The sequence below is a fragment of the Nocardia sp. NPDC004260 genome (genome assembly GCF_053603155.1).
Genome location: NZ_JBSGEZ010000024.1, coordinates 88,085 through 99,142 on the forward strand (window position 1 = coordinate 88,085; position 11,058 = coordinate 99,142).

The window sequence follows — 11,058 nt, forward strand, 5'->3', positions numbered from 1 at the left end:
GCGTTATTCGGTCCACAGCACCCAGGTGCCGCTGCGGCCGCTGAGTTCGCACACCAGGGCCCGGCCGTCGGCGGTGCGTCCGGTCTTCGCCCCGGAAGCGTCGCACTTCGACCCCGCCTGCTGCACGGCGGTCGCTACGACGTGCGGCCCCGCCCACTGGTAGCCGCCGGAGGTGGTGAGGCAGATCAGGGTGCCACCGTCGGCGGCGCTGCCGATCTGGCCGAGCTGCGCCTCGGTGCACGACGAACCTTTCGTGACCGGTCCCTGGGCAACCGAGGAGGTGGTGGTCGCGGCGGGGCTCGGCGCCGCCGCCGTGGTCGTCGCCACCGGACGTTCGACGGTCGTTGGCACCGACGCGACGGGCGTGGGCCCGATTACGGACTGGCGGTTCATCACGTCCGGCAGCCAGTTGCCCGTCAGCAGGACGAACCCGGCCACCGCGGTGATCTCGGCGACGCCGAGCAGCAGCGCGAACATCGCCATGACCCGCCCGCGCGGGTGGCTGAAGGCGATGAAGCCGAACACGATGGCGACCGGGAACAGCCCCAGCAGTGCCGCCACGAGCGCGACGATCGCGTACGGATTGACGATAGGCGGGATCTCCACCCGCAGTCGGCCCGTCCGGCGGCGGCTCGGCGGCTGCTCGGGCCAGCGCTCGTCCTCGTCGTCCGCCCAGCGGCCGTCGGGCTCCGGCTCCGACCAACGATCCTCCGGCTGCGCCTGCGGCCAGCGATCCGTATCACGCCGTTCTGCCCGTGTCATTCAGGTCCCTCTCCACACCAACACCGCGCAGGAACCTCGGACTGCCCGGACCCGCCCCGATATACCGACACAGAATAGGGCGCGCGCGACGAAAAGATGATTCGAAGTGTCGGATATTTGTGATCGGGCCGTAATAACAAACGTGTCGCAACTCTCGCGAATCTGTTAGCCGAGGCGCATGCTGGTCGACAGACGACCCACCTGACCGCGGCCTTTATCCAGGAGGATCCATGTCCGATAAGACGACCTCGAGCGGCCGGGATACCCCGCATTGGCATGCCAGGGCCGGAGATTTGCTCGACGACAACTTCAACCTGCCGGGCATCGTGTTGTGCACCCTCGGCCTCGTAGCGCTGGCCTGCACTCTGACCGCCGCCGGATACGGGTTCACCGGCTGGACCGGCGTCGGTGTGGTCGTGACGGCCGCGCTGTGGATCACCGGCGTCGGCGCCCTGCTCGTCGAACATCACCGGGAACAGGCGATCGAACTGAAGCACGGCCGCCACGGCCACGGGCCGGGCGCCTTGCGTCCGATTCGCTACAGCGGCGAGCGGTGATCCGGGCCGCCGGGTGACTGCCTGCGGTCGACCTTGGGCAGCGATTCGGTGACCAGCGTCAGCAGCATGTCGCACAGCAGCTCGTGCACCTGCGCGCGGGTGAGCGTGCCGCGCGTGATCCATTCCCGGCCCGCGACCTTGACCAGACCACCGTAGGCACGCACCATCGCGCGCAATTCGGCGTCGTGTGCCGAATCGGCGAGGCCGACCATCAGTAGCAAGCGCTCGGCCGCCGCGTCGTCGGCGGCGTCGAGAATCTGCTGCACCTCGGGATCGTCGCCGACGCCCTCGTGGCTGGTCACCTTCACCCAGGTGCTGCCGTGCTCGGCGATGGTGTCCAGCAGCCAGCGCACGCTGGCATCGACCCGCTCACGCCAGCTGCCGGTGGGCACGACCATATTGTCGAGCTTGGGCAACGTCACCATGCGCCGCACCACCGCGAGATAGAGGTCGCGCTTGTTGCCGAAATAGTGGTTGATCAGACCCCGCGCGACGCCCGCGCGCTGCGCCAGTTCGGCGGTGGAGACGGCCGCGTACGGGCGCTCGCCGAACATGTCGATCGCGCAGGCGAGGATCTGCGCGCGCCGCTCGTCGGGTTCGAGCCTGCGGCGGCGCGGTAGCGCCGGGTCGGCGCCACCGTCCGCGGCCGCACTCCTGGTGTCAGAGAGACCGGGCAATGAGATCCTTCATCACCTCGTTGCTGCCCGCGAGGATGCGCAGGACGCGGGCGCCGGTGTAGAGCTGGGAAATCGGATACTCCGTCATGTAGCCATAGCCGCCGAACAGTTGCAGGCAGCGGTCCACCACGATACCGAGCTGATCGGTCAGCCAGTATTTCGACATGGCAGCGCTGGGAATGTCGAGTTCACCGCGCAGGTGCTTGTCGATGCAGTCGTCGAGGAAGGTGCGCGAGACCTTGGTGATGGTCGCGCACTCGGCGAGTTCGAACTTGGTGTTCTGCATGGCGAACAGCGGTTTGCCGAACGCTTCGCGGCCCTTGGTGTAATCGACGGTGAGTTGCACCGCCTTCTCCATCATGGCGACCGCGATGATCGCCGTGACCAGTCGTTCTTGCGCGAGCATCCGCATCATCTGGTAGAAGCCCTGGCCCTCGGCGCCGCCGAGGAGGTTGGACGCGGGCACGCGCAGGCCGTCGAAGAACAGCTCCGCGGTGTCCTGGGCCTTGCCGCCGATCTTGTTCAGGATGCGCCCGCGCTCGAAACCGGGAGTGTCGTCACCGACTTCGGCGAAGATCAGCGAGACACCGGCCGCGCCCTTGGTCGGGTCGGTCTTGGCGGCGATGATGATGCCGTCGCAGAGCCAGCCGTTGGTGATGAAGATCTTCGAACCGGTGATGACGTACTCGTCGCCCTCCAGTACCGCGCGGGTCTTGATGTTCTGCAGGTCCGATCCGGTGCCCGGCTCGGTCATGCCGATGGACAGCACGATCTCGCCGCTCGCGGCCTTGGGCAGCACACGCCGCTTGAGTTCCTCGGAACCGAACTCGTACAGGTACGGCGCGATGATCGAGCTGTGCACGGGGATGCCCATCGATCCGTCCCCGGCGCGGGCCTGCTCCTCGATGATGGCGGCTTCGTGCGCGAACGTACCGCCGCCACCGCCGTATTCGGCGGGAATCGCGGGACACAGCAGGCCGAGTTCACCGGCCCGGTTGTACAGCGCGCGATCGGGGTGCCCTTGCGCGACGAATTTCTCCTCATGGGGCACGACCTCCTTCTCGAAGAAGTTCTTCGCCAGGTCTCGTACCGCCTCGACCTCGTCGTCACTCCACGCCGCGCGCGCCATCGCTGGATCCTTTGCTAGCTCCGGTCCGGCCCCGTCGCCGGTTACGCCCCAGATTCCCGAACTATTGGCAAGTTGTCAACAAAGAGAGCGAGCCGAGGTCACGGCCGCCCGAAGCCGCGCCCGCCCGTCCGGATGACAAGGCCCGACCAGGAGCGGAGGCGGGCGGCCTACCGAGCGCTGCGGAAGAACAGGCGCCCACGCCGCGATACCGGTGGTGAGCTGCGCCATATTCGGGCGTTTTACCTTTCCCTCCAGGGGTCAATCCTTCGTACTGTCCGTATCGGAATTACTGACATCGGGCACGACGGCGACGTGCCATCGGATCGGTAGCCGGCAGCGAATGAGGTAAGGACATGACCGAACTGCTCGACACCACCGAAACGCCCCGACCGGACCGCACCTGGACGGTCGACCGGGACGGCGCCGAACTCGCCGTCTTCGAATGGGGTGATGCCGCCGCGGAGCCCTTGGTGCTGGTGCACGGCCTCACCGATACCCATCGCGTGTGGTCCACGGTCGCGGCCCTGCTGGCCGACGGCTTCCGGGTCATCACCTATGACGTTCGCGGCCACGGGAATTCGGCCGTTCCCGCCGTACTGTCGGAGTATCGCCTCGGCACGCTGGCGGAGGACTTCTTCGCGGTGATCGACGCCGCCAGCCCGCGCAGGCCGGTGCACACCTGCGGCCACGGCTGGGGCGCGGTGCAACTGTGGGAAGCGGTCTGCGACGAGCGTGCCAACACCCGCATCGCCTCGTTCACCACGATCGCCGGACCGAACCTCGATCATCTCGGCCTGTGGCTGCGCGCGCTGGCGCCCCGCGCCGGCCGCGAACTCCGCGACCTGAGCTGGTGGTTGCACGGTGCGCGCTGGGCGCTGACGCCCGGTCCGATGGCCCGCAGGCTCTACCCGCCCCGCGTGCGCGGCCTGCTCGTGCGCGGGCTCGGGGGAGTATCACCGCTGCCCGCGCGGATCGCGCGCACCTGGCGTGGCGATCTGCTCGCGGGGGCGCGCATCGCGCAGGCGAATCTGCTGCACCACGTGGGCAAGCCGCGGGTGCGGCGGACCGCGGTCCCGGTTCAGCTACTGGTCGACACCACCGACCCGTTCGTCCCGGCCGCCGTCTACGACGCCTCCGCGCGCTGGGTGGACAAGCTGTGGCGCCGCGCCGTCCCGGCGAATCACTGGCTGCCGATCACCGAGCCGTTGCTGGTCGCCGAGGCCATCGCCAACTTCGTCGACGACCTGCGCGCCGACCGCGCGGCGATCACCCCGCGCAGCAGCTGACCACGGCGTACCGGACGGGGCGCGAGCGACCGGTCCGGCGAGTTTGCGACAATGGGCCGGTCGTCTGCCCAGCTCGATGAAGGATGTCCCCCGCCGCGATGGCCGAAAGCATGATCGATCCCGAGGACCTCGCGACCTGTCTTCGAGTCTTGGAGCAGGCCGGAACGCTGGAGAAGGAACATCCCGACTCGGTGGCGGTGCAGCGCGCGGTCGGGCACATGTTCAAGAAGCTCAAGCAGCGGCGCCGCTCGGATGCGCGCGCGGCGGTGTCGGCCGCCGACCGCACGGTGGTCGCCGCGACCGCGACCGGCTCGCCGAACCGGATCGATGACGAGACCGCGGGCATCCCGATCAGCTCCACCACCACCGGAGCCAGCGCGGGCACGCTGATCCGCCCGCGTCCCTGCTACATCTGCAAGCAGCGCTACACCCGGGTCGATGCCTTCTACCACCAGCTGTGCCCGGACTGCGCGACGCGCAGCCACACCAAACGGGACGCTCGTACCGATCTGACGGGACGGCGGGCGCTGCTCACCGGCGGCCGCGCCAAGATCGGCATGTACATCGCGCTGCGACTGCTGCGCGACGGCGCGCACACCACCATCACGACCCGCTTCCCCAACGACGCGATCCGGCGTTTCGCCGCGATGGACGACAGCGCCGACTGGTTGCACCGGTTGCGCATCGTCGGCATCGATCTGCGCGACCCGGCCCAGGTGGTCGCCTTGGCCGACGATGTCGCCGCCCAGGGCCCGCTGGACATCCTGATCAACAACGCCGCACAGACGGTCCGTCGCTCCCCCGGCGCCTACAGCGCCCTGGTCGAGGCGGAATCGGGCCCGCTGCCCGCGGGCGCGCTGCCGGAGGTGGTCAGCTTCGGCAAGACCATGCAGGCGCACCCCACCGCGCTGACCGCCTCGCTCACCCCGGCGCTCACCGCCGCCGATGTCGCCGAGCTGGCGTTGGTCGCCGGATCGGCGACGCCGGAACGGATCGCGCGCGGCGTCGCGATCGACGCGGGCGGCCTGGTGCCCGACCTCGCGCATACCAACAGCTGGGTGCAGACCGTCGCGCAGGTGGATCCGACCGAACTGCTGGAAGTGCAGCTGTGCAACTCGGTCGCGCCGTTCATTCTCGTCTCGCGCCTGCGCCCGGCGATGGCGGCCGCCGCGGCGCGCCGGAAGTACGTCGTGAACGTCTCCGCGATGGAAGGGCAGTTCTCCCGCGCGTACAAGGGTCCGGGACACCCGCACACCAACATGGCCAAGGCGGCGCTGAACATGCTGACCCGCACCAGCGCCAGGGAGATGCTGGAGCAGGACGGCATCCTGATGACCGCGGTCGACACCGGCTGGATCACCGACGAGCGCCCGCACTACACCAAGCTCCGCCTCGCCGAAGAGGGTTTCCACGCCCCGCTGGACCTGGTCGACGGCGCGGCGCGGGTTTACGACCCCATCGTGCAGGGCGAGAACGGGATCGATCTGTTCGGCTGCTTCCTCAAGGACTACCAGCCTTCCCCGTGGTAGCGGCCGGCTCGGGACCCGCCGCGCGAGGGAAGGTTACGCTGGAGGCGTGCTGTACCGGCTGTTGGCCGACGCCACCGCCGTCACGCATTTCGCGTTCGTGGCCTACGTGGTGGTCGGCGGATTCCTCGCGTGGCGCTTCAGGCGCACGATCTGGCTGCACGTGCTCGCGGTCTGCTGGGGATTCAGCACGATCGTGTTCGGCATCGACTGCCCGCTCACGTATCTGGAGAACTGGGCGCGCGAGCGTGCCGGGGAGCAGCGGCTGCCGTCGAGCGGGTTCATCGATCACTACATCACCGGCGTGATCTACCCCGAAAGCGCACTCGGGTTGGTGCGGGCAGTCGTGGCCGCGCTGGTGGTGGCGTCCTGGATCGGCTATGGGTGGGCGCTGCGCCGGCGGGCCACCCCGGCCACCCGTGTGCACGCACCGCACTGACGAGGCGGCCGGTGCTCAGGCGCCGAGGTGGCGCTCCACGAAGCTCGCGACCTGCGCGCCGTGCTCGTCCAGGTAGAAATGGCCGCCGGGGAACGTCGCGCGATCGAATCCGCCGCTGGTGTGCGCTCGCCATTCGTCGGCCTGTTCGGGTCGCATCGTCGGGTCCTCGGTGCTGACCAGCGCCGCGATGTCGACGCGCAACGGTTCTCCCGGCTGATGACGATAGGTCTCGACCGCTCGATAGTCCGCGCGCACGGCGGGCAGTACGAGTTCGGCGAGGCCCGGCTCGGCGCGCAGCATCTCCAGCGGAGCGGGATCCGAAGCCAGCCGTGCCAGCTCATCGATGAGCGCGTCGTCGGAGGCGAGGTGCAGCCGCTGCGTCTCCTCGAATGTCGGTGCGGGACGTCCGGAGACGAACAGGGTGGCCAGCGGCTGCCCGGCGCGCTCCAGCCTGCGCGCGGTCTCGAACGCCACGGTCGCGCCCATGCTGTGGCCGAACAAGGACAGCGACGCGATCTCGCCCTGCGCGAGCACCTCTCGCGCGATCCGGTCCGCCAGTGCGGCCAGGTCGGTGATCAGGTCGTCGCCCAACCGGTCCTGCCGCCCGGGATACTGGACCGCGGACACCGCGACACCCGGCCCGAACCGCTGTGCGAGATCTCGGTATGCCGTGGCCGAGCCTCCGCCCGGCGGGAAGCACAGCAGGTGATGCCGCACGACCGCCTCGGATCGCAGCGTCCGCAACCACTCCGAGTCGGTGATACCGCCTGCCATGTTCGATCTCCCTTCTCCGTCGCATGTCCCGGTGCGCGGCCGGACCAGACCACGGTAGTCGCCCCGGGCGCCGCATCGGGTCAGGGCGTGAAGGTCTGTAGATGGTCCACGGTGACGAAAGTGCTCCGCGGGCTCGCCGCACGCACCGCCGCTCGTAGCGGCTCCAGACCGCCCCAGTCGCGAGCGGGTTCGGTGAGTGGATGGTCGAAGTCGTCCCAGTGGGTGGGCAGCACGTAGCGCGGGTTGCCGGTGGCGCGCAGCAGACGCCCGACGTAGTCCTGGATCTTCCCGCCTCCAGCGGGCAGCAGCAGCACGTCCGGGCGCAAGCCCGCCAGTTCCGACTCGATGTAGTTCGAGCCGCCGAAGTTCAGCACGCTCACGCCGCCGCCGCTCACCTCGTAGGCGAGCGTGCCGCCCTCGACCAGATCACGAATCACTCTGGGCTGCGGCAGTTCTCCCGCGCCCAGGCCTGGACGGGTACCCGCGAAAGCCACCGTGGCACGCGCCCCGGAAGCGGAGTGCAGCGAACGCAGCACCCGGATGGTGTACCCGTCGAAACGGAGGAATTCACCGCCCGTCGCCAAGGCGAGCTGTTGCTCCGGAGCGCCGAGCGCGGCCATGAGGTTCAGGTGCGTCTCGGTGCCGAGCACCGTCGCTCCGGTCTTCTTCGCCAGATACGGCACGTCGGTCAGGTGGTCGTAGTGGCCGTGAGTGACCAGGATGTGATCGGCGCGCAATTCACCGCTGTCGACGTAGTGGTCGATCATCGCGGTGTCCACGGTGATCGGCGTCTGCGGATCCGCGCCCTCGGCGGTGTAGGTTCCGGTATGGAACCTGGTCAGCCAGGGGTCGATGAGCACGACCTTGCCCCCCGGCAGGCGGATCTCCCAGCTGTTGTTGCCCCACCACCGCAGCGTCACCCCGCCGGGCGATCCGCCCGCGGGCACCGAAGTCGCCGCACCATTGTCGACGGAATCCGTTGTAGCGCAAGCGACTAACCCTGCCAGCGCGGCCGCGCCCGCCGTCGCGCCGAGAAATTCACGCCGTCCGAAACCAGTCATGCGGGCACCACACCACATGCCCTGCGGCCGTGTCCAAGACCGATGGCGGCGCTCGGTGATATCGGAAGCGATATCGTCGCAGCGTGGACCAGCTGCGCCAGCTCCGGTATTTCGTCGCCGTCGCCGAGGAATTGCATTTCGGGCGGGGAGCCGAGCGGCTCGGCATCGCCCAGCCGCCGCTGAGCCAGCGCATCCGCCGCCTGGAGGCCGACCTCGGCGCTGTTCGAGTTCGGCGATCCGCTGCCGATAGTCGGCCAATTCCGTGAGACGAGAACTCATTTCGTCGGCCAACTGAGCGCTCCGGCCGAGGTAGCGGTGCGCAGGGCGGTCGGCCCAGTAGGCGCCGGCTGCTGCGTGCAGCATGTGGACATGCTGGCCGATACATCCGGTTTCGGCCCGCCACTATCTGGCGAGAAGTCCGCTCGGACAGTCTCTTTCGTGCCGCTTGGGTGCTGCGACCGGCCCGGCATCCACCACCGCCGAGACGCCGGAGCCTCGAGCTCGTCAGCATTTCGTCCGCTATCCCGGCATCGCCCTTGTGCGATCCGGTGGTCGCCGTTCGGGCCTGCCCACGGGTTCCACCTGGACGGGCGCGCCATCCGTTCGTCGACCACCCCGCCGCATCGAGGCGCGGCACGCCCGCATGCGGGTCACACTGGTCGCCGAACCGAATCGGCGCAGGTGACGCCACGGAACGACGGCGCGGTGCGGAAGCCGCGGACCGCATCCGCCGCGGTGTGACGACCACCGCACCCGAGTTCGCCGTAGCGCCAACTACGCTGAAGCGAGTGAACACGCACGCACGGCTCGTCCAGGACTACGAGGCCGGTATCGGTGTCACCGCCTCACCCATCTCCCCCGCGCCCGATCCGGGTAGCAATCTCGCTGCGACACTACCGGTCTGGGCACTCGCCGCCGGGTCGGTCGCCGCGCTGACCGCCGCGGCGAACCGCATGCGAGCGGCCCGCGGTCTGGCCCTGGTGGCGCATCGCATCGACCCGGCCCGCATCACCGCGGCCTTCTCCAGCGAGCGTCTGTTACGCATCGGCGGCCAACTGCCGACGCAGTTCGCCGACCTCTCCGGCTTCTTCCCCACCTTCGACGGATGGGTTCGCACGCACGCCAACTATCCGCATCACCGGGCGCGACTGCTCGCCACACTCGGCTTGCCCGAGTCCGTGCCGGTCGATCTCGCCGTCGCCCGCATTGCGATGATCCGCGCCTCGGATCTGGAGGAACAGGCCTCCGCGCAGGGCGCTATCGCGGTCCGCGTCCGCACCGAGGAGGAGTGGACCGCGAGCCCGGAAGGACAGGCCGCGGCGGCGGGCCCATTGGTCGCGATCGACCGGCGCGCCGACCGCGGGGAAGCTGGATTGCCTGCAGGCGCCGCACCTTTGCAGCCGCTGCGAGGATTGCGTGTGCTCGACCTGACCAGGGTGATCGCGGGCCCGGTCGCGACGCGGGCGCTGGCTCTGCTCGGCGCCGAAGTGTTGCGGGTCGACCCGCCGCAACTGCCCGAGATCCCCTGGCAATTCGCCGACACCTGTCAGGGCAAGCGCTCGGCGTTGGTCGATCTGCGCACCAGTGGCCTCGATGATCTGATCGCCGCCGCCGACGTGCTGATCACCGGCTACCGGCCGGGAGCGCTGGAGCGCGCCGGGGTGCGGGCCGCCGCCCGGCCAGGGCTGATCCACGGGCGGGTGTCCGCCTGGGGTGAAGCCGGGCCGTGGGGTGAGCGGCGTGGCTTCGACAGCATCGTGCAGGCCACATCCGGCATCTCGATCCTGGAGGGCGCGCCCTCCGTGCCAGGAGCGCTGCCCGCGCAGGCGCTGGACCACGCTTCGGGTTATCTGCTCGCCGCCGGAGTGATCGACGCCTTGGTCGCGCGCGCGGGCGACGGCATCGGGCGGGACGTGCGTGTGGCTCTGGCCCGCACCGCGTCCTGGCTGCTCAGCGCGCCCGACCGCACACCACGTCATCCGGCAGCGGCGGAGCCGAGCGCAGCGCAGGTGGTCCGGCACGGACAAGTCGTCACCGCGCCCCCCGTACTCCCCGAATACCCGGACTACGCCTGGCCCGCACCCGCCTACGGCGCGGACCGCCCCGCCTGGCCCCTGCCGACCCACTGACCCCGCTGGGGCGCCGCGGAATTCGTTCGGCGGCGCCCGGTCTCGCGCGATGAAATGATGCTCCGCGCGTCGTATGCTGCGGCATGACGCTGAGACACCGCAACGACTTCAGTGCTCTCGTGACGTGTCCGGCTTCATGCGTCCGGCGCTGATCAGCCTTTGGCGTGCCGCCTCCTTCCGAGGGCACTCGGTTGCGCGGCAGCCTCGGTGCTGCTGCATGGTCGCGTGCGCTTCTTCGACGTTGAAGGGCCGCTCGGGGGCTGCGTGAGGCCAGCCCGTAGGTCCCTGTCGGCTGGCTCTCCACTCCGCTTGGACGCGGTCGACGATGTCCTGGACGCTATACCCCGCACCGGATGGTTCGCCATCGTCTTGCCACCAATTCGAGTTCATTGCCGTCTGCATCCTCATATCGTTTTGGGGTTGGGAGTCAGAGGAGCACCGACTCCGGCCCCGGGACGCTTCCGGAGCCTCCGCCCATTCACGGAGGGCGGTGAGGTAGTCCGTCAACACCTCGATGGGCAACCCGTTCCAGGTAGCAAGCGGCCCGAGGAACGGTGTTCGTTGCGGTAGGTCGCTGGTGTGTCCTGCCGTCTCGTGCATCGAGCCCCTAGGTGACTGGTGTGGAACGGGCCCTTTCGTGCCCGGTGAAGTCACCGGGGCCGCGGCGGAACTGTTGGCCGGTGGGTGGTTCGGTGGCGTTGACGGTCGTTTCCTGTTG

General features: G+C 69.2%; 10 protein-coding genes and 1 pseudogene. 6 read left to right on the plus strand and 5 right to left on the minus strand.

Going from position 1 to position 11,058, the window contains the following annotated elements:
• Nucleotides 1–3: 3 nt before the first annotated feature.
• Nucleotides 4–762, minus strand: coding sequence for a DUF4190 domain-containing protein (locus ACWEO7_RS16365; protein WP_452424118.1), 759 nt, complete (start codon nt 760–762; stop codon nt 4–6).
• Between the two features lie 230 nt (nt 763–992).
• On the opposite strand from ACWEO7_RS16365, the gene ACWEO7_RS16370 reads away from it, so the two are divergent.
• Entirely contained in the window at nt 993–1,319 is a 327-nt protein-coding gene (locus tag ACWEO7_RS16370) for a hypothetical protein (protein WP_450020116.1), read from the plus strand.
• Here the strand turns inward: ACWEO7_RS16370 and ACWEO7_RS16375 are convergent.
• Together ACWEO7_RS16375 and ACWEO7_RS16380 are read right to left on the minus strand one after the other, a co-directional pair.
• A complete protein-coding gene (locus ACWEO7_RS16375) occupies nt 1,301–1,996 on the minus strand; it encodes a TetR/AcrR family transcriptional regulator (RefSeq protein WP_355078431.1) in 696 nt (231 codons plus the stop codon). The two genes, ACWEO7_RS16370 and ACWEO7_RS16375, sit on opposite strands and share 19 nt — an antisense overlap.
• Complete coding sequence (locus tag ACWEO7_RS16380; protein WP_452424120.1) at nt 1,980–3,125, minus strand: acyl-CoA dehydrogenase family protein; 1,146 nt, start codon at nt 3,123–3,125, stop codon at nt 1,980–1,982. Before ACWEO7_RS16380 ends, ACWEO7_RS16375 begins: the two co-directional genes overlap by 17 nt.
• Before the next feature lie 353 nt (nt 3,126–3,478).
• Between ACWEO7_RS16380 and ACWEO7_RS16385 the strand changes: the two genes are divergently transcribed.
• From ACWEO7_RS16385 to ACWEO7_RS16395, 3 genes are all read left to right on the plus strand, one after another.
• On the plus strand, nt 3,479–4,411 hold the full coding sequence (locus ACWEO7_RS16385; protein ID WP_452424122.1) for an alpha/beta fold hydrolase: 933 nt from the start codon (nt 3,479–3,481) through the stop codon (nt 4,409–4,411).
• A 98-nt stretch (nt 4,412–4,509) separates the two neighbouring features.
• A complete protein-coding gene (locus ACWEO7_RS16390) occupies nt 4,510–5,940 on the plus strand; it encodes an SDR family NAD(P)-dependent oxidoreductase (protein WP_452424124.1) in 1,431 nt (476 codons plus the stop codon).
• A 46-nt stretch (nt 5,941–5,986) separates the two neighbouring features.
• Nucleotides 5,987–6,376, plus strand: coding sequence for a DUF2784 domain-containing protein (locus ACWEO7_RS16395; protein WP_452424126.1), 390 nt, complete (start codon nt 5,987–5,989; stop codon nt 6,374–6,376).
• A gap of 15 nt (nt 6,377–6,391) precedes the next feature.
• Here ACWEO7_RS16395 and ACWEO7_RS16400 read toward each other — a convergent pair whose 3' ends face one another.
• Nucleotides 6,392–7,150 (minus strand): thioesterase II family protein, encoded by a 759-nt coding sequence (locus ACWEO7_RS16400; protein ID WP_452424128.1) that lies wholly within the window; start codon nt 7,148–7,150, stop codon nt 6,392–6,394.
• A gap of 80 nt (nt 7,151–7,230) precedes the next feature.
• Nucleotides 7,231–8,211 (minus strand): MBL fold metallo-hydrolase, encoded by a 981-nt coding sequence (locus ACWEO7_RS16405; protein ID WP_452424130.1) that lies wholly within the window; start codon nt 8,209–8,211, stop codon nt 7,231–7,233.
• 83 nt (nt 8,212–8,294) lie between these two features.
• On the opposite strand from ACWEO7_RS16405, the pseudogene ACWEO7_RS16410 reads away from it, so the two are divergent.
• Both ACWEO7_RS16410 and ACWEO7_RS16415 read left to right on the plus strand, forming a co-directional pair.
• Nucleotides 8,295–8,450: pseudogene (locus tag ACWEO7_RS16410) on the plus strand (LysR family transcriptional regulator); the annotation flags it as partial.
• A 549-nt stretch (nt 8,451–8,999) separates the two neighbouring features.
• The gene (locus tag ACWEO7_RS16415; protein WP_452424132.1) at nt 9,000–10,340 is read left to right on the plus strand and encodes a CoA transferase; all 1,341 of its coding nucleotides are present in this window, start codon (nt 9,000–9,002) and stop codon (nt 10,338–10,340) included.
• The last annotated feature ends 718 nt before the right edge of the window (nt 10,341–11,058 follow it).